Origin of the sequence: Paenibacillus sp. YAF4_2 (assembly GCF_052113225.1) — a bacterium.
Taxonomy (GTDB): Bacteria; Bacillota; Bacilli; order Paenibacillales; family Paenibacillaceae; genus Pristimantibacillus.
The window spans coordinates 43,840-61,865 of sequence record NZ_JBFRCT010000007.1 but is presented as its reverse complement, the minus strand read 5'-3'; the positions used below and the strand labels follow the sequence as shown (position 1 = coordinate 61,865).

General features: G+C 45.1%; 20 protein-coding genes and 1 riboswitch. Of the genes, 7 read left to right on the top strand and 13 right to left on the bottom strand.

Going from position 1 to position 18,026, the window contains the following annotated elements; genetic code table 11:
• Positions 1-63: 63 nt before the first annotated feature.
• Positions 64-1,380 carry an ABC transporter substrate-binding protein gene (locus AB4Y93_RS17285; RefSeq protein ID WP_441894078.1) on the bottom strand — a complete coding sequence of 439 codons (1,317 nt, stop codon included), beginning with the start codon at positions 1,378-1,380 and terminating at the stop codon, positions 64-66.
• A 128-nt stretch (positions 1,381-1,508) separates the two neighbouring features.
• Here AB4Y93_RS17285 and AB4Y93_RS17280 point away from each other — a divergent pair, with 128 nt between their 5' ends.
• Positions 1,509-2,981, top strand: coding sequence for a sensor histidine kinase (locus AB4Y93_RS17280; RefSeq protein ID WP_441894076.1), 1,473 nt, complete (start codon positions 1,509-1,511; stop codon positions 2,979-2,981).
• Between the two features lie 26 nt (positions 2,982-3,007).
• Positions 3,008-3,694 (top strand): response regulator transcription factor, encoded by a 687-nt coding sequence (locus AB4Y93_RS17275; RefSeq protein WP_441894074.1) that lies wholly within the window; start codon positions 3,008-3,010, stop codon positions 3,692-3,694.
• 48 nt (positions 3,695-3,742) lie between these two features.
• Here AB4Y93_RS17275 and AB4Y93_RS17270 read toward each other — a convergent pair whose 3' ends face one another.
• The 6 genes from AB4Y93_RS17270 to AB4Y93_RS17245 form a co-directional block, all read right to left on the bottom strand.
• The gene (locus AB4Y93_RS17270) at positions 3,743-4,705 is read right to left on the bottom strand and encodes a phosphotransferase family protein (protein ID WP_441894072.1); all 963 of its coding nucleotides are present in this window, start codon (positions 4,703-4,705) and stop codon (positions 3,743-3,745) included.
• 35 nt (positions 4,706-4,740) lie between these two features.
• Positions 4,741-5,643 (bottom strand): aldo/keto reductase, encoded by a 903-nt coding sequence (locus tag AB4Y93_RS17265; protein ID WP_441894070.1) that lies wholly within the window; start codon positions 5,641-5,643, stop codon positions 4,741-4,743.
• A 57-nt stretch (positions 5,644-5,700) separates the two neighbouring features.
• Entirely contained in the window at positions 5,701-6,261 is a 561-nt protein-coding gene (locus tag AB4Y93_RS17260) for a DUF2812 domain-containing protein (RefSeq protein ID WP_441894068.1), read from the bottom strand.
• Between the two features lie 5 nt (positions 6,262-6,266).
• A complete protein-coding gene (locus tag AB4Y93_RS17255; RefSeq protein WP_441894365.1) occupies positions 6,267-6,587 on the bottom strand; it encodes a PadR family transcriptional regulator in 321 nt (106 codons plus the stop codon).
• Between the two features lie 177 nt (positions 6,588-6,764).
• A complete protein-coding gene (locus tag AB4Y93_RS17250; protein WP_441894066.1) occupies positions 6,765-7,628 on the bottom strand; it encodes an AraC family transcriptional regulator in 864 nt (287 codons plus the stop codon).
• A gap of 73 nt (positions 7,629-7,701) precedes the next feature.
• Positions 7,702-8,310, bottom strand: a complete 609-nt coding sequence (locus AB4Y93_RS17245) for a DJ-1/PfpI family protein (RefSeq protein ID WP_441894064.1) — start codon at positions 8,308-8,310, stop codon at positions 7,702-7,704.
• Between the two features lie 57 nt (positions 8,311-8,367).
• Positions 8,368-8,447, bottom strand: a riboswitch (ZMP/ZTP riboswitch).
• A gap of 129 nt (positions 8,448-8,576) precedes the next feature.
• Here AB4Y93_RS17245 and AB4Y93_RS17240 point away from each other — a divergent pair.
• Positions 8,577-9,290, top strand: a complete 714-nt coding sequence (locus AB4Y93_RS17240; RefSeq protein ID WP_441894062.1) for a glycoside hydrolase family 25 protein — start codon at positions 8,577-8,579, stop codon at positions 9,288-9,290.
• Between the two features lie 417 nt (positions 9,291-9,707).
• On the opposite strand, the gene AB4Y93_RS17235 is transcribed toward AB4Y93_RS17240, so the two are convergent.
• Entirely contained in the window at positions 9,708-10,124 is a 417-nt protein-coding gene (locus tag AB4Y93_RS17235) for a hypothetical protein (RefSeq protein ID WP_441894060.1), read from the bottom strand.
• Between the two features lie 107 nt (positions 10,125-10,231).
• Between AB4Y93_RS17235 and AB4Y93_RS17230 the strand changes: the two genes are divergently transcribed.
• A complete protein-coding gene (locus AB4Y93_RS17230; RefSeq protein WP_441894058.1) occupies positions 10,232-10,390 on the top strand; it encodes a hypothetical protein in 159 nt (52 codons plus the stop codon).
• Here AB4Y93_RS17230 and AB4Y93_RS17225 read toward each other — a convergent pair.
• The 3 genes from AB4Y93_RS17225 to AB4Y93_RS17215 all read right to left on the bottom strand — a co-directional run bounded on the left by AB4Y93_RS17225 (position 10,387) and on the right by AB4Y93_RS17215 (position 12,845).
• On the bottom strand, positions 10,387-10,947 hold the full coding sequence (locus tag AB4Y93_RS17225; RefSeq protein WP_441894056.1) for a glutathione peroxidase: 561 nt from the start codon (positions 10,945-10,947) through the stop codon (positions 10,387-10,389). The two genes, AB4Y93_RS17230 and AB4Y93_RS17225, sit on opposite strands and share 4 nt — an antisense overlap.
• A 121-nt stretch (positions 10,948-11,068) precedes the next feature.
• On the bottom strand, positions 11,069-11,602 hold the full coding sequence (locus AB4Y93_RS17220) for an NUDIX hydrolase (RefSeq protein ID WP_441894054.1): 534 nt from the start codon (positions 11,600-11,602) through the stop codon (positions 11,069-11,071).
• Between the two features lie 277 nt (positions 11,603-11,879).
• Complete coding sequence (locus AB4Y93_RS17215) at positions 11,880-12,845, bottom strand: phosphotransferase (RefSeq protein ID WP_441894052.1); 966 nt, start codon at positions 12,843-12,845, stop codon at positions 11,880-11,882.
• Positions 12,846-12,972: 127 nt separating this feature from the next.
• Between AB4Y93_RS17215 and AB4Y93_RS17210 the strand changes: the two genes are divergently transcribed.
• The 3 genes from AB4Y93_RS17210 to AB4Y93_RS17200 are packed head-to-tail and all read left to right on the top strand — an operon-like array spanning position 12,973 to position 15,610.
• Positions 12,973-13,770 carry an ABC transporter permease gene (locus AB4Y93_RS17210; RefSeq protein WP_441894050.1) on the top strand — a complete coding sequence of 266 codons (798 nt, stop codon included), beginning with the start codon at positions 12,973-12,975 and terminating at the stop codon, positions 13,768-13,770.
• 10 nt (positions 13,771-13,780) lie between these two features.
• Positions 13,781-14,599 carry an ABC transporter permease gene (locus AB4Y93_RS17205; RefSeq protein WP_441894048.1) on the top strand — a complete coding sequence of 273 codons (819 nt, stop codon included), beginning with the start codon at positions 13,781-13,783 and terminating at the stop codon, positions 14,597-14,599.
• Positions 14,600-14,620: 21 nt separating this feature from the next.
• A complete protein-coding gene (locus AB4Y93_RS17200) occupies positions 14,621-15,610 on the top strand; it encodes an ABC transporter ATP-binding protein (RefSeq protein ID WP_441894046.1) in 990 nt (329 codons plus the stop codon).
• Between the two features lie 1,114 nt (positions 15,611-16,724).
• Here AB4Y93_RS17200 and AB4Y93_RS17195 read toward each other — a convergent pair.
• Both AB4Y93_RS17195 and AB4Y93_RS17190 read right to left on the bottom strand, forming a co-directional pair.
• Positions 16,725-16,955 (bottom strand): hypothetical protein, encoded by a 231-nt coding sequence (locus tag AB4Y93_RS17195; RefSeq protein WP_441894044.1) that lies wholly within the window; start codon positions 16,953-16,955, stop codon positions 16,725-16,727.
• 209 nt (positions 16,956-17,164) lie between these two features.
• A complete protein-coding gene (locus AB4Y93_RS17190) occupies positions 17,165-18,004 on the bottom strand; it encodes an SDR family NAD(P)-dependent oxidoreductase (protein WP_441894042.1) in 840 nt (279 codons plus the stop codon).
• Positions 18,005-18,026: the final 22 nt, after the last annotated feature.

Here is an 18,026-nt window from a genome sequence, read left to right as displayed (position 1 = left end):
TCGAAGCAGCCGGGCTTCAGTTCTATTCCGTGAAGCCCAAGGCCCCTCTGTTCTGTCCTTACTCTATTTGCCTGCTTTGTAATCGTTGGCGTATTTATCTGCCCATTCGGAGGCTACGCGCTCACCGATCTTATCAATCGCTTGATCAACCGTTTCAGCGCCGGTTAAGGCCAATTCTCCCTCTTGCATATAAACGCTTTGCACCAGAATGTTTTTCACGCCCGGCAAAAGCGGATATTCCGGATACTCTTTTTGTTCCACGAAATAGTGAATATTTTTAGGCTTCAAGCTGCCATCGCCAATGTAAGTCTTGCGAATATCATCGTTCATATAACCTGTGAGGAAGCCTTTTGCCGCAAACTGCTTGGCACCTTTTGCACCACTCATGAATTCAATCACTTTGAAAGCTTCTTCTTTATGCTTGGACTTGCTGTTCACCATGAGAGATACTGGAGTGGCCAAGCTTGTATTGGCAGCTACGCCATCAGGATGCGGAACCGGTACAACATCCCAATCAAAATCTATTTTCTTCTCAGCTTCTGCTTGTCTTAGCTGCGCTACATGCCAGTCCCCGATCAGATTCATCGCCACATTCCCCTTTTGGAAAGCGGAATTGTAATGAGCTGAGGTCGTGATTTGCTCTGCCCAACCCATCATGGAACCATCCTTCTCCATATCCAATCGGAACTGAAGACCCGCCTTAAACGTGCTTAGGTCTTTATCAATAATCGAAGCGCCGGTCTGAACACCTTGCATATACCAGGTTTGTGCCCATGGCTGCAGGAACGCACCATAAATTTTATCGGCACCTTCGCCTTTGGTCATTTTCTTGGCCAAATCACGGAATTCATTCCAGGTCATATCATCACTTGGATATGGGACGCCAGCCTGATCGAACAAATTTTTGTTGTAGTACAGCATCCAATTGGATTTCCGGTAGGGAAGTCCATATACCTTGCCATTCACTTTCAGCGAATCGTACAAAGGACCGTAGCCAGAGACGTCCACGCCAGCATTCTTAATCGAATCGTCCAATGGTTCCAAGATACCTGTGTCCAAGAATACATCCATGTTACCGCCAAACAAATCAATATCATTTCCGGATGAGAGCTGCATGCGAAGCTTTTCGTAATACTGTTTCTGTGGAATCGTCTCGAATTCTACTTCGATATTCGGGTTTTCTTTACTAAACTCAGCATAGGCCATTTTGAACGTTTCCAAATCATCAGGAAGTACGGTTGCTTTCAAGTGAACCGGAGCCGCTTCCTCGCCTGAAGACGTCGTGTTTTTCTCTCCTGCCGTTTCCCCATTAGTGCCGCATCCAGCCAGCAATCCCACCAGCAATGAGCCTGTCACCGCAAGCTTTAAACTTTTTTTCATTGACACTCACCCTTTTTTTGATATGATTTGTGTGCGTTTTCTTAATTTGAATATTACGTAAATGCAGGGCATGCCGATAGATGAATGTTTTATACCCCCATTTTGCTTCAGGATGAGGAAGTGACCCTATGCTATTCGTTATATTAGTGCTGCTCATTTTCACTATTTTGTTCACGTATCGGAAGCTGAATAATGCCTCAACCCGCTTCATGTACGGGATCATTATCGGCTGGGTGCTTTCTTTCGTAGCGTTCACCTTGTACCTCAGTAAGTTCAATTACTATTTCAATGTCATTCATGGCTTCTTTGATTTCAGTCCCGGCACCTGGAATTATCTCGTATTGACCAAATTTAATCCGGATTGGCTTATTCGTATGCTGAATGCTGGTGTTGGACTTTTCTACTGCTCTCTGCTTGGCTTCGCCATCGCCTTTACCCAAAGCCGCAACACTTGGAGGAGATTTGGCTATGGGTGTATCCTGCTCTTTTTTATCATCGAGACGATCTACTATGATCCTACTTTTCATATCGCGCTAAGTAACCAGATTGATAGCCAGCTATTCTTTCATGCTATGGGATTCCTATTAAAAAGCATTCGATATCTCATTCTTTTTGTTGCTTTTGGCCTGTTGCTCAATTATTATTTGAATTATCCGAAAATTAGGTTCATCAAAAACTTAACACTCTATCATGTACTTCTCTTTATTCCACTCGTCGTTATCCATCTCTTTATATTCTCATGGGCTCCGAAAGTATTGGTGAGAGAAACCTATTTGAAAGGATATTTCAACTATTTGCAGCCTCCTCTTGGCTATCAATCCATTCTTCTTCCTGTGTTTCCATACGCCATTTATCTGACCCTGTTTCTGATGATTTACCTGGTTTACAAGTTTAACTCGATTGAGAATTACCGTAAAAACCGCGATATTCAAATCAATAAAAGTATTGATACAGCCACTCTTGGTACACGTGCATTTACACATGCCCTCAAGAATCATCTCATTGGTATTCAATCTGAGGCAGCCTATCTCAAAGAACGTCATCAGGCTGACAACGAATCCATATATAGTCTTGACCTTATCTTGAAGTCGTCAGAGTCAGCGCTCAATAGTATTAACGAGGCCGCTGATAAATTAAAAAATATCAACCTGAATCTGCAGCCCCTGTCGATCGACCTTCCTGTCCAGCAGGCGGTTGCCCGGCTTACCGAGCTGAATGTCCGCTGCCAAGTCGACGTTATTTCAAGCCCATCCTCTGCTAATGGCTATATCGATTCCAGTCATTTGAACGAAGCGATCTATAACCTGCTTCTTAATGCCAGCGAATCCTTACAATTCCGGGATGACGGAAGAATTGTTGTTGAACGCAGCCAGCAAAACGGATGGGCGGTCATCCGGATTTCCGATAACGGCCCCGGCGTCGCCGAGGAGCATTTGGAGGCGATCTTTGATCCTTTTTTCACCACCAAAGCTTCGGTTAATAACTGGGGAATTGGCTTGTCCTACTGTCATAAGATCGTCCTTGGGCATGATGGCAAGATTGTAGTAGACAGCAAACAACACGTTGGAACGACCTTTACGGTGTTCTTGCCGATGATTTAAAGCCATAGACGAAAGGGGCCCGTACAATGACACAACAACCGATTCGTATTCTCATCGCCGATGACATGGAAGCCCATCTTCGAAGGCTGGAACGAACATTCGCTGGACATGCTGATTTCTCTTGTGTGGCGCGCGCTTCCTCCGGTCATGATGCGGTAATTCAAGCAGCGCTGCATCAACCTGATGTGATTCTCATGGATATCGAGATGGAGTCCCAATTTGCGGGTATTCAAGCTGCGAAAGTGATTAACGACAAATATCCACTCATGAAAATTATCGTCCTCACGGTTCACAAGGATGAGAATTTCATCTTTGCAGCCTTCCAGACCGGCATTATCGACTATTTGTTAAAAAACGCTTCTGACATCGAAGTTATGGAAGCTGTACGCTCCGCCTACATAAATGCCTCCCCCATCCGCCCGATGATTGCCGAGAAAATACGGGAAGAATTTGCACGTGTGAAACGAGCGGAGAACAGCCTGATTAATATTATCCAGATCATTTCCGAGCTGACACCAAGCGAATTGCAGGTGCTTCGTCTGCTGTGCGAAGGCAAGAAGCGGAAGCAAATTGCCGAGGAGCGCTGTGTCGAATACGAAACAATCAAGAAGCAAATCAATTCCATTCTGAGAAAATTCCAAATGCCCGATTCGGCGATGGTCATCCAAACGATTAACGACCTTCGTATATTCGAGGTGATGAAGAAGCTATAACTAAAAAAGCTGATAACGGTCCATAAACCGTCATCAGCTTCTGTTATTTTATAAGGCCTGCAATCGCTTGAAGCCCTCTTTGAAATTCTCATGCGTCCACTTGATATGATCCTGATTCTCGTATTTGCGGTACGTGCATTCAATCACGAATATGAGATCCATATAGAAATCGTACAGCATCCGTCTTCTCTGCTCGACCTCGGTTAGACCATTGAACCCGTATCCAGCGTAAAAAGCGTTCGACCACTCCTGCGTAAGCCGGCCAAAATAATATTCACATAACGGATCGCCCCAGAATGCCCGCTCGAAATCGATAAGGCCGGAGATAGCTCCATCCTTCACAAATATATTACCATCCCACAAATCCCAATGGACTAAGCAGGCTTCCTTTACATCCGTAAGAAGTCCACTTGCCCGAGCGATCTCCTTCTCGATCTCCTCATACGATACAGGTAAAGCGACATTGGCGTCCTTCCCATCAGCTAACACATCCTCCAGCATGCCACCGAACACTTCCGCCCAACTATCACTTCTCCGCCCATCAGGTTGAAGCGAGCCAAAAAAGCTGTTCCTATAGTCATTGATCGTCCGGCTATAGCCGCCAAGCTGGCGTATGATAACCTCCCGCTCTTCCGGTGTAAGGGAGTCTCTTATTTGATTTAATGCGGTTCCTTCTACAAATTCCATAAAGAAATACTCCGCCTGGATCAGCTCACAAGTTGAATCATACGTATAAATTCGAGGGATCGGCAGAGCTGGATTGGCAGCGACAAGCCTCATCGACTCTACCTCTGTCTTCATAATGTTTTTCTCATAGCGCATCATTAGTTTATCCTTGGAAGGGGCAATCTTCAGAACGGTCTTCCGGCCATCCTCCAGCATGATGGAGTAAGCCATATTAGCCCAGCCGTCCGTAAGCTCACTTGCCGAGCGAAAGCCCTGTCCAAATGTCTCATGTACCATCTTTCCGATCTCTTGGTTGCTAAGCCTGTACTTATTCGCATTTTCCATATCTGCACAACTGCCTCCGGTCCATGGAATTGGTATTACCGGTGAACCTTGTATACGCCCGCTTTGCTCAAGCGGCGAATCAATTGCACTTCTTCCCCTGTTAATGCTGGAATATCGGCGGCCGCAATATTTTGAAGAAGCTGTTCACGGGAGCTGGCTCCCGGAATCGCCACCGCTACAGCCGGATGGCTAAGCGAGTAGCGGATTGCAAGCTGCGAAAGACTTCTCTCTGTGCTCGTCAACTGCTGCAGCTGCTCACGGAGATGAAGCAGCTCGTCCAGCTCATAATCTGGCACAGCTTTGGACGGCTGTCTATTCGCCGCTAGAGCACCACTCGCAACTGGCCCTCGCGCAATGACACTAATCCCCTTCTCCTCCAAGAGCGGTAGAACCGACTCTTCTGCACGTCGGTCTACGATACTATAAGGATTCATCACGCTGACCATAGAGGAGCGAGCAGCATATTCCCGAATCACATTTGGACGAATCGACGATATGCCATATTCCCGAATAATGCCCTCCTGTTTTAACTGCTCGAACGCTTCGATCGTCTCCTCGATCGGATCCTCAATCGTTCCGCCATGCAGCTGGTACAGATCAATATAGTCTGTGCCTAGTCTGCGAAGGCTTTCTTTTACGGCCGATAAAATATATTGTTTCGACGGATCCCATGCCCATCCTTCTTGACCAGGAATTCTCCGGTTGCCAACCTTCGTCGCTAGCACAACCTGATCACGCCGTCCACGGATCGCTTTGCCTACCAGCTCTTCATTAAGCCCGCTGTCATACAGATCTGAGGTATCCAGCAGGTTAACACCCCGCTCCAATGCTTCATGAATAAGAGCTGTTGCCTTCTGTTCATCGGTTCCAAGCGACATGCATCCTAGACCAATTTCTCCAACGAGCAGCTTTGAGCTGCCTAACTGATTTTGTTTCATTCTGATCTCACTCCTTTATTGTAAAGCTGCAAACCCTAAGGTGTGCAGCCTTCAAGACTATACTTGCAGCTTAAGATTATTTACTTTCTTCTTTATCTTCCAGCAGCCATATCCTAACAAGGTAAACAGTCCAAGATAGAGGATCATCAGCGGAATACCTATCGTCCAGAGCCCCTCTGTAAAGAAAGTATTCAGATTAACCATGTTCAAAATCATGATAAAGAGATTAACGAACAACATAGCGCTTATAACTCCCAGCAGCCTTTTATAGAGCATAATTAAAGATTCACGGTCTGTATATAGCTGAGGCTCTTCACCCGGCTGCCACTCCCTTCGGAAGTAATGCCAGGTCAATCCGAATGAACTGACATATTCCCAGCCCGCATCTTGATATAAATCAAGATACTCCTGAAATTTCCCGTTTTCCCGAGACTGTCCGGTCTGATAATCCATCCTATACGTATACCGAACCGATTCATCACGCACGAAAGAGCTGCTTATGAGTCCGCCTTTTTTAAAATGTAATCCTTGGCTCGACAACTCATTCATCCATTGCTCTCCCTTCTCATAATTCCAGGCCATAATCAGCCGATGACGCTTTTCCAGCTTTTCACTCAACAGCCTCACCCCTTCTTCGTAATCAGAGCCTGACGCCCTACGTCCAGAAGCTCTTCCAGCCTTGCGACTTCCGCAGACACAACCTGCCTGCCATTCTCCGTAATGGCATACATCTTACGCCGGGTATCCGTTCCCTCAGGCACAGGATAAAGTTCAATTAACCCTTTATTGAGCAAGGTATTGAGCGCCGTGTATAAAGTGCCGGCACCAATCTTGACCCGTCCGTTACTCATTTTCTCGGTATCCTGCATAATCCCATATCCATGCGAAGGCTCCGTATATAGAACAATTAAGATATAATAAAAAGCTTCCGTCAGCGGCAGCATCTCTTTCACATCGTTCAGTCTTTTTCTCTCCCCTCTAATATATCGACACGCGATACATCTTATGGCTATATATTACAACTCGATATATCGGGTGTCAATATAGTTTTGGAACATTTTTCTTTTTATATGCAAAACAGGGCATGTTGGAATATCCAACATGCCCTGTGAATTGACGTTTTAATGAATGGGAATATAGACTGTCATACTAATATTCTCAGGTGTAGAATACATCACATCTGTTACCTCAAAGTCCGGCCCTTCTCCACGCTCATAATTGCTGTTAGGCAGCCATGTACCGTAAATATACTTCCAAGTATTTTGCCCAAGTTCAGGCATGCTGCTGTTACGGAATGCTGCGTATTTCCCTGCTGGAAGCTCCAGGCAGTCAAAGCCCTCCTCCACTTCTGCAAATGCTGTGACCTCCTCGCCAATAAGGAAGGAAAAAGCACCATCCTCACGGAAGGAGTGGGAAATACCATAGGCAAAGGCCGGCCGGGCTTTGTTTGGGATACGCATAAAATATTCATTGCTGCCAAAATGCCCGTAAAACCTCGGAATCTCCTCAAAATATAATTCGTTATTCAAATTCGTTGCGTAGTTATACCCGATAATACGAATGGTAGGAAGCTCGACTATGTCCGGTTTGTACATATTCAGCCCTCCTCGAATATTGGCTGTTAGAGCAATGAAGTCGATTGGATGCTGGGAAGCAAGTGGTTGCTGCTGTTTACGATACTTAGCTGGAGTTACGCCGAAATAACTACTGAAAGCACGGGTGAATGCCTCCTGCGAGCCGTATTGATAAGACACAGCGATGTCTAGTACCGTTTTTCTGGTAACCAGAAGCTCCGCAGCAGCGACGCTTAATCTTCTCTTCCGAATGTATTCCTGAACCGTAAATCCAGAAATAGCGTGAAAGATCCTTTGAAAATGATAGACCGAAAACCCCGCTTCCTTGGCAATGGCCTCTAAGCTAAGAGGCTCCTGCAGCTGTTCTTCCATAAAAATGATGGCTTGTTGGACTCTCGTATAATGTTCCATTTGAATTCAGTTACCCAGCTCCTTCGTTTACATTTGCAGTTATCTTATCATTGAGGTAGCTCGCTATATTTGATCAGGAATGCTTTCTTGGCGTCCAATCATATTCCATCAACCTCGCTGTCTTTAGGGCCCGCTCTTCGCTATGAAGCTTGCTGATTACATATAAGGACATATCTATACCGGCAGATACACCCGCAGACATAATAATCTTGCCGTTATCTACATACTTAACGTTGTCAATAATTTCCGCCGATTCAGGCGCAATCTGTCTTAATTCCTCAATAGCAAGATGATAGGTGGTCAGCTTTAGCCCTTCCAATTCAACAGCTTTAGCTAAAAGCAGCGCTCCCGTACATACAGACAATATGAGCTCAGCTTCATCCGCACAGCTGTGGATCCAGTCCGTTAGTACTCTGTTGTTCAATTCTTGCCGAACACCACGGCCGCCGGGGATGAGCATAATATCTGGCTTCGGGCAATCATGGATGGTGTACGCTGGATTCACGCTGAGATTACCTAATGCTGTGATAGGATGGTTATGCTCGGCTACCGTATAGACATGGAAATCCTGTCCGAAATTACTGCCCGTAATAAACACTTCGTACGGTCCGGTAAAATCCAATATCTCTACATTGTCGTAGATCAGAATCGCTACATTCCTCTTCTTCTGCACCTGTTCCATATCCTCATCCTCCTAAAAATAAAAAAGTACTCATTCTCGTAAAAGTAACGAGAACAAATACTTTGCCCAGGCGTACGGCTGATGACATATGTGCTCCCTCGTGGTTATCCACGTTTACGCCAGTCGCACATACCAGATATTTACTTATTATACTATTCCGAACATCGGCCGGAAGCAAGAGTGAATTTGAAACAATTAAAGGCAGGATATCGTCTATTAATCCGGGATGTTTTGTAAGTCTAGTATTCATTGAAGGAAGTGTAGCCATGAAGCTAAAGAGATGGCATAAAATAATCGCTGGGCTGCTGCTGTTACTCCTTATTGCCGTGGTACTAGAATACAAGGGGATCATCTGGCATAACAGCTTGTTCGCGGCCAAATATGATGTAAGAGGAATCGATGTCTCTCACTATCAGGGGGAAATTAATTGGAAGAAGGTCGCTGACAGCGGAAAGTGGCAATTTATCTATATCAAAGCAACCGAAGGAAAAGATATGACCGATAGCCATTTCATTGCTAATTGGGAGCAGGCTAAGAGCAATGGCATGCTCATTGGTGCCTATCATTTTTTCACCACTCAAAGTACCGGTTCTCAGCAAGCTGCACATTTTATTGAAGAGGTTCCTAATGAGGCCGCCAACCTTCCCCCAGTCATCGATATTGAGATCAGTCTGGATAAAGATGTTCCACTCATTCAAGGTGAGCTAACCACCCTAGCGGATCAACTGGAGCAGCATTACAAGCAAAAGCCCATTCTGTATGTCACCTACGATACTTTTAACACCTACATAGCAGGAAGCTTCGACGGCTATGAGATCTGGATCAGAGATATTGTGAAGCATCCATCCCTGAAGGACGACCGGGCTTGGATCTTCTGGCAATTTAATAATCGTGGCAGAATCTCCGGTATCGATGCCTATGTGGATATTAACGTATTCCATGGGGATGAAAGGGCTTTTGCTGCGAAGTTCAAGAAATAAGATAAGAAGGCTGTCCCAACTGGCCCTCTCTAAAACGATAAGACCCTCGCAGGGTCTTATCGTTACTAATTTCAGGCAGCAATCATCCAATAAGACCCCCGTAGGGTCTTATCGCATCTCCGAACGCTCATGAAAGCTTAGTTCCCTTCACATATTTAGCAAATAAGACCCTCTCAGGGTCTTATCGTTACTAATTTCAGGCAGCAATCACCCAATAAGACCCTCGTAGGGTCTTATTGCATCTCCGAACGCTCAAAGAAGCTTAGTTCCCTCCCCATATTTAGCAAATAAGACCCTCTCAGGGTCTTATCGTTACTAATTTCACACAGCAATCACCCAATAAGACCCCCGTAGGGTCTAATTGGACCGCAGCTAGTCTTACAGGATAGTCCCCATTAAGACAACCGTTTTTTATATTTACTTTTGAATTTTAAAAGTAAACTTCCACTCGGCGGTGTTCCCGGAATACCTGCCGCGATTTTCTGTAACGACTACTTTCAAATTTTTATTTATCGTTTTGGTTATGGAGGAAGCTTTAATGGCAGTATTGGATGAGCTGCTATCCGGAATTTTATCCTGTTCCTCAGCATAAGCCTTAAGCTTTACACTATCTGTTGATTTCAGATTTAAGGTAACACTGCCGCCCTCCTTCACTTCTTTATCGTTAATATACGCCGTTGTGAACCACTCATTACCGACATGATTATTCTCAACCAGCTCCACACTAACCAGAGTGACCTTAAATTTTGTCGTCTTACTCGCTGCATAGACGGGTTGCATAAGCAGCGTAGAAACGAAAATAACAGCCATAGCTAACTTCAAATACTTGTACATTGAGAGTGCCTCCCTCAAACTATTTTTCTATCTAAGGGTTACTTACTTCGCTGGAGCACTCGATTACCCCTCCTTCATTTACACTCACCCGATAAGGAGGGGCAGGCATGCAGTCGATACTGGAGCAGATTAAAGCGCAATTATTTCATACCGAGGATTTTATTATCCGGGATTTCGAAGTGGATGGCAGGGTGGCAGAATATCCGAAGATCGACATTCAGCCCCATATCCATGTGAAGATCGATAATCACGATTTGTTAAGCTAGTCGGCCGACAATGCTTCCTCAATAGCCAGCTCCAAATCGGTCGGCTGTGTCGTTGGCTCGAATCGGCCGACCACTTGTCCCTCTCGGTTAATGAGAAACTTGGAGAAGTTCCACTTTACGCCATCGCCGTCGTACAAGTCCGGATGATTCTGCTGGAGAAAATCCTTCATCCACATCTCAGCAGCATTGTCCGGATCATAACCTTGGAAAGGTGCCTGCTCCGTAAGATATTGAAAAAGCGGATGGACATTTTGTCCCCTTAGCTCTACCTTTTCAAATAACGAAAAGGTTACCCCAACATTGCGTCGGCAATGCTCCTCAACTTCCGTATTGCTGCCGGGCTCTTTGTCATTGAACTGATTGCATGGGAAGCCCAGTATTTCTAAGCCATGCATCCAATATTTTTCATATAGCTGCTGAAGACCGTCGAACTGCTTGGCATATCCGCATTGACTTGCTGTATTAACGATTAGAAGAACCCTGCCACTGAAAGCAGACAGATGAATAGACTCCCCAGTAATCTCATTTACTTGAAAGTCATAGATGGACTTGTTCATCCTTATTCCACTCCCCTGTTTTTATTTAATCCATCATATAACCCAGAATCCTATTTGAATAATATATAAAAACAATAACCTTAATAGGCATTTCCAATAATGTATATACTGGAAAAAAGACTTAAAATAAGTCTATTTTCTCCAGCAGTCCTGCAGCCTCTTTCAGTATCATTCGATCACGCATTAGCATAAAAAGATTGCCATAATCATCAGCACTGCTGTTTGTATCCTTTTCCATAACTTCAATTGCCTGCCTGATCGTCATCCATTGAACGGACATTCCGAGCTGCTCTTCAGCTTCCGTTAGGGATGTCTGTTCTGTGCTTCTTTGTGCTTTCGCCAAGTAACAATAGGARTATTGCAGGAAGCGATTTCTGTTCTTGTGCTCCTCAACAACTCCTAGTTCGTGAACCACCTTTGCCTCATAACCAGTCTCCTCAATAGTCTCGCGCAAAAAAGCTTCCTCTGGTGACTCACCTTCCTCTATACCGCCACCCGGAAGTTTATAGAGGTCCAATTCAGCCATATACATCATGGCAACTTGTCCATTATGATCAACGAGCACCCCTCGCGAAGCGTATCGGGATACCGTATCGATATACGCTGGAGCTCCTCCCAAAATATCACTGTCGGTTAATCTAAGATTTAACGTCATTGTCTATCTCCTTTATATTAATTTAGTAGGTTAGTTTCTATTGGCCATGAATCTCTAACCATGTTGGATTATGTACAATCATTTGGAGAAATAACGTTCGGTATGCACCTCTATACTGTATTTAGTACAATGAACTTCAGCCATATTGACTGCAATTTACCCCTAGAGCCTATTTTTACTGTATGAAATACACTCTAGCCTCAGATTCCACATCCGCATCTAATTTTCACTGTATAAAATACAACTCCTGTTTCAAACTAGAGAGGACACTCTCCTCTTACATTCCCATCAGCATCTGATCCAACTGCTCGTGATGCTTCGCAATCCAGACCATCTCCTCAGCAAAACGTGCCGGAATCCGATGATGATTATCCATCTCCGCGGTAATCCACCATTTGCTTTCCAAATACCAGAGTAACCGGATGATATCCGATAAATAATTCACCTCAAAACCTGCAGTCTCCTGATAACCTTCCAGGAAAGCTTTGGTCTTACCCAAATCCAGCTGCCCTTCCAGAAATGCCCCGGATAGAATGGCACGGGCTATGTCAAAATCCAGATAATCAAAGTTCAGCCGATCAAAATCAAGGACAGCCGATACGGCTTCCTCACGGAACAGCAGATTATCCATCCACAAATCGCGATGTGCCCAACCTTGCCGGCAGGCTTGTTGAAGCGCAGGGAGATCCAGCGATTGAGTCATCTTTTTCTGCTGCTCCATTATCGGAACGAGGTGTGGTGTATTCATCTGAACAGCTTGCTCAATTACATCATCCCAATGCGCAAGTCTTGCCTCCACAGTATGCGGCATGAAATCTGGTTCACTCTTACCTGGCAGTGTGCCATCGTTGAGGTGGTGATGCAGCTGACCGATAATTCGCCCCAGACTATACATATGAGAACGATCCGCCATACCTGGCGCAATTCCGCTGCCATCGCAATATTGCATCAGAATATAACGCTCGCCGGATTCATCGGTATGTAGAATTTTTCCCTCCCATTCAAGAAGCATAGGCGAAGGAAACATCAGCTGTGACAGTCTGTGCTGCTGAGTCAAAGCTATATGTAAAGTGTCCACACTCTTAAATCGGTTGGTGTGATACTTCTTAAGTACATATTTTCCTTTACTCGTATGCAGGATCCACTTTTTATTTAACCATCCTAATGTAATAGGCTCAGACGCATGAATTTGAAAATCAAACTGCTTCTCACAGCGTGCAAATAGATCCGCGTATTCTGTCACTGGAATCCCGCTCCCCCATAAATATCTATAATTAAAATATCCATAGCCTATTTCTATTAATTAGATTAATATATTATCGTTATAAATGTAAGATTTTTCATATGAAGTCACTTTCAAGGGGGTTAATATGCTTCAAGCTTATTGGTATATAACGAAAATGAAGCTCCTTACCAATCTGACTTACCGATTCGAAGTATTCACTTCCGTGGCGACAAACCTCATTCTTACGCTGGCATCCGTCTTCTTATGGCAGACCGCCTACAAAGGCGGCTCCGGAACTGTCCAGTCGCTTAGCCTGCAGGATATAACCACCTACACCATTCTCTCTATCACCATCTCCACCATCTTCGTTTGTGATGTACAGAACACCATCTATTACAAAATACGGGAAGGACAGATCGTCACTGACTTCTACCGCCCGATCCCCCTTCTTGCCTGTTACCTGGCTGAGGATATCGGAGAGATGTTCAGCTCTTTATTAAACCGAGCCCTTCCGCTAATTGTATTCGCTTCCATCTTCTTTGGCATCCCTTGGCCTGCTTCCATCCAAGACTTTCTCCTCTTCCTCCCAAGCTGCCTTCTAAGCTACGCCATACTTTGGCTTCTCAGTGCACTCGTTGGACTGATCGCATTCTGGGTCATGGAGCTTGGCAACATGGGGAATGTGAAAGACAGCATCGTCCGCGTATTATCCGGCAGTATCGTTCCGTTATGGTTTTTCCCGGACACCGTTCAGACAATCTCGAAGTTCCTGCCTTTTCAATATACCTACCAGACTCCACTTGGCATTTATATCGGCAATACCAGCACCAATGCTGCCTTCACCGCCATGGCTGTACAAGCGGTATGGGTTGGACTGCTCTTCCTCGTCCTTGCAGCCGGATGGTCCCRCACGAAGAAAAAAACCTTAATCCAAGGAGGATGATGAAGCCCATATGGTGACCTCATTCAAACATTATGTCTCCGTCGCTTCCTGCTGGGCACGGCTGGCCATCCAACGCCAATTGGAATACCCGCTCTTCCTGTTCAGCTGGCTTCTGATGATTCCTATTCAATACTTCTCCGGTATCTGGATGCTCAAAATCATCGTCGACCGCTTCCATGCGCTGAACGGCTGGGATTTTCCACAGCTTACCTTCCTTTATGGACTTGGGCTGATCAGCCACGGCATTTTCGTCGTCTTCTTCATTAATACTTGGAGTATGGACCATATGGTCATTAACGGCGGTTTCGACCGTCTCCTGCTTCGCCCGATGAACGTCTTCTTCCAGCTGGTAGCCAGCTATGTGAACTTTATTGGTCTTATTGACTGCATTCCTGGCGTTATTATTTTCCTCTATGGCTGTGAAATTGCCGGCTTTGAATGGTCTCTCGTCAATATAGGCAAGCTCATCCTTGTATTGATCGGTGGTATTCTAATCCGTGCTGCCTTGTTCACCAGCCTTGGTACAATTGCTTTCTGGACGAAACGAAACGGCTCAATGGTTGGCTTCGCCCTCACCATGCTGGAGCGTGCCACAATGTATCCGCTCAGCATGTACCCTTTTTTCCTGCAAGCTCTGTTTACGTTCATCATCCCCATCGGGTTCATCAGCTTCTATCCTGCTGCCGAGTTTCTTGGTACATATAATGGCGGGCTTGAGCTCCCGCTGAGCTTTGCTCTTTGGACGCCGTTAGTCGGGATCATCTGCTTCTTAATTGCGAGTGGTATTTTCAGATTCGGAATGAAAAATTACGAGAGCGCAGGCTCTTAAGACTTGGGGGCAATGACGAGAATGGATGCTGTTATTGAGGTAAATGATCTCGTAAAAGAATATATCATCGTGAAGAAAGAAAGCGGGCTGCGCGGCTCACTCAAGAGTCTTCTCTTCCCTAAGAAAACGAAATTTAACGGCGTAAATGGGATAAGCTTCTCTATCGCTCCTGGCGAAATCGTTGGCTACATTGGTCCAAACGGCGCTGGCAAAAGCACCACGATTAAGATGTTGACCGGCATTCTCCATCCAAGCGCTGGCTCCATAAAGGTATGCGGCATTTCCCCGCAGGCCGACCGAAAAGCCGTTGTCCGCAAACTTGGCGTAGTATTCGGACAGCGGACTCAGCTTTATTGGGATTTGCGGCTTGGCGAATCGTTTGAGCTGCTGCGGAGAATCTACCAGATCAATCAGGCGGAATATGAGCAGAATCTCGCGATATTGACGGATGTGCTGAAGCTGCAGGATTTTATCAATACACCGGTGCGCCAGCTTTCCCTTGGTCAACGTATGCGTGGTGATATTGCGGCTGCCATGCTCCACTCTCCATCCGTACTGTTCCTAGATGAACCTACGATTGGACTAGATGCGGATGCAAAGTTGGCTATTCGTAATTTTATTAAGGAGATTAATCGTACACGTGGGGTAACCGTTATTCTAACTACCCATGATCTCGATGATGTTGAGCAGCTCTGCAGCCGAATTATCGTCGTGAATAACGGAAAAATCGTAGAGGACGGCCCCATCGAGTCCATCATTCATAAGTTAACCCCTCACCGCATGCTTGTTGTCGAGCTTCAGAAGCCTTGCGCTGACCTGTCCACCCCTAACGCCATCGTGATCAAACAAGAGGGGCTCAAGATCTGGTACCAATTCGAGAAGGAAGCCATCTCCGCCTCCGAGCTGATCGCCGCCTTATCGCAAAAGCTACCGATTCAAGATATTAGCGTAAAAGAACCAAACGTCGAAGACGCGATTAGGGAAGTGTATAAGACTACGGCTTCGATGTAGGGTTAAAACAGCAAACTGCGCATTCGAATGTTCTTCCGATCGCCATTGCTCGGGAATTAACTCTGCTTCTCCAGAATCATTCGAAATGCTCCGTTTGAGGTTTCACCCGTATTCTTAAATGGTAAAAAACAAGTAAAAAACGGCTGTGCAGGGTTTAACCCCACACAGCCGCTTTACGTAGAAATGTTTTTACAACGACAAGAAAGTCCCAATTATATTTTGAACCAGGCATTCAAATGCCCACAGTTGAGAAACGTCAGCAGCTGGTCAATACTGACCGGCTACTGCACTGTTTTTATTGAGCTATCGTTTCCCGTTAGCTTAAGATGTCAGTGTTGTTTGCAATAAATTCTTGAAACCGATCTTGTTCTACTATAGAAAATCTAAACGACTGCATCTTGATTGTGGTTATTTTGATGATATTAGGTATTAGTAGAAATGAGTTATTCTTTTCTATTCCAGTTATCTCAGATCTAACAATCTCAAAGTGCTCTTGAATAATGTAATTCTTATTCGTAGTGAAGGTTATTTTATCTTCCAAAACCTTTATTAATCCTGGATAATGTTCTGAATTGTTCTTTAAGTAAGTAGCTCGAAAATCTTTTAAGATCTCAATTCTGCCCTCCAACCTACAAACCTCCTCCTTAACAAAATGTCCTACTCTTATAATGCTATATTCCCCGTTAGCGCAACTATCCTTCGGATATAAAAAATCCATCAGGATAGTTCTCGTCGTCCTCTGCATCGACATTTGGGTATCGATTAAAGACTGATTGAAAATTATCGTGTTCGATCAAATGGTCGATTAATTGCTCGATTCTTTCCCTGCTTATAATATCAATCAACACCATGTCGCTGGACCAAAAATATGTGCCGTTCATACATTCACCGGTTTGTTTATTTTTTTGTCTCAACGTATCGATATTGGGGTAAGTAAAAAAGCTGGAAATCCATTTGGACCGATTCGGAAAACAACAATAACATCGGAATTATCATCCCTACAATCCCACTTCGTCTACTGCCCACATCTCTGCTTCTATCCATACATAGCGCTTCGAAAAGTTGATAAACAGTTCTCCCATATTTCGGTTGTATTCGAGCTATCGTTCTCTTGTTAGTTGAATGATTCAGGTGCCCATGTAGAAATACCATCTCCAGGAGTTGCCACTACAAGCCATTTATCGCCAGTATATCCTAACCCATCTCCAATTTGCCAACACTCATATTTCAGATGATGTCCATTTACAAAAAGCATTTTTCCCGACTCAAACTCAATATGTAGATGTGGGGCAAGCTTGCCAAGCTTTATGCTGGCTACTTTTTCTCTTCGTAGTTCAAATATCATTTGCCAGCCTGCTGCTTGATATGCTAGAGAACGGAGATCTATGAGCATAAGCAGCGAATGGAGCAGTTGATTAAGGAGATGACTGATTCACTCCGCCGCCCTAAAATCTAGGAGCAGGATTATAAATTGAACTGGTCTTTAGCCAAATCATAAGCTAACATATTTAGAACACCGACTCCTATCCTTCTTCACAGGATAGTGATCACCGCTTATTCAAAATCAGTTCGGAAGCTGATGTCCTTGTTCGCTTCCAGTTCTTCACGCAATTGATCCAGCTTCTCGGACGCTCTCCGGTAAGCATCACTGCCCAGGAACAATTGAGCCGGAGGGTTCGGCGTTTCCGCCAGATCAATGAACACCTCTGCCGCTTTTTCAGGATCACCAAGCTGCTTGCCATCTGTCGCTACGAACTGGTTGTGCCCAGCATGGAGCTCGCTGTAATCATCAATTTTATTGGCAGACAGAACCAGGGAATTCGCCTTATTGAACTCCGTTCTGAAGCCTCCGGGTGCTACAGCCGTCACTTTGATCCCCAGAGATTGCACATCCTGGGCAAGCACTTCCGTCAATCCCATTAGCGAGAACTTCGTCGCTGCATACACACTCCAGCMCATATGCGGAGCGAAGCCAGCGATAGACGCGATATTAAAAATGTGCCCTGATCGCTGCTTCCGCATATAGGGCAGTACACTTTGAATGACATTAATCGGACCAAATACGTTGACTTCAAAGTTCGCCATGATTTCCTTCTGCGACAGCTCCTCGGTCGCTCCACCGATGCCATAGCCTGCATTGTTAACGGCCACATCTATTTGCCCGAACTGCTCATACGTTTTGTTCACGGAAGCCTGAATCGAATCCGCTTGGGTCAGATCAACCGCCAATGGCAGGAATTGTCCTTCTGGCACCTCACCCACGGCTTGCTTTAAATCTTCTATATTACGTGACGTTGCAGCGACTCTATATCCGCACTCAATTAATTTTCTCACCAAGGATAGTCCCAGTCCTTTCGAAGCACCGGTCACGTACCATACCTTATCATGTTGCATATTTTCCCCTCCAATGGATAAT